The sequence below is a fragment of the Pseudoalteromonas sp. S3178 genome (assembly GCF_005886985.1).
Taxonomy (GTDB): Bacteria; Pseudomonadota; Gammaproteobacteria; order Enterobacterales; family Alteromonadaceae; genus Pseudoalteromonas; species Pseudoalteromonas carrageenovora.
In genome coordinates, this window is sequence record NZ_PNCW01000648.1 from 1 (window position 1) to 299 (window position 299).

Below are 299 nucleotides of genomic sequence, written 5' to 3' on the forward strand. Positions count from 1 at the left end.
TGAACTTTACCTTGACATAAATTTATGATCTTATACTGCTTTTTAAATTAAGCAGCCCAATCATGTCAGCCAACACGTTATTCGAACAATTCTCTTCCATTGATGACCCTCGCCAGCAAGGCAAAGTGCAACACCCATTATTCGATATTCTGTTTCTTACTATCAGTGCCGTAATCGCAGGTTGCCAAGGTTGGGAAGAAATAGAAGACTTTGCTCATGACAAATTATCTTGGTTACGTAAGTTTATAGCACTTTCGAACGGTGTGCCGCGGCACGACACGATTGCAAGAGTTATAAGC

The 299-nt window shown here is 40.8% G+C and carries 1 protein-coding gene; it reads left to right on the forward strand.

Going from position 1 to position 299, the window contains the following annotated elements:
* Positions 1 to 62: 62 nt before the first annotated feature.
* Positions 63 to 299: transposase family protein (locus CWC11_RS22600; RefSeq protein ID WP_138684296.1), on the forward strand; the 237-nt coding region annotated here is incomplete at its 3' end.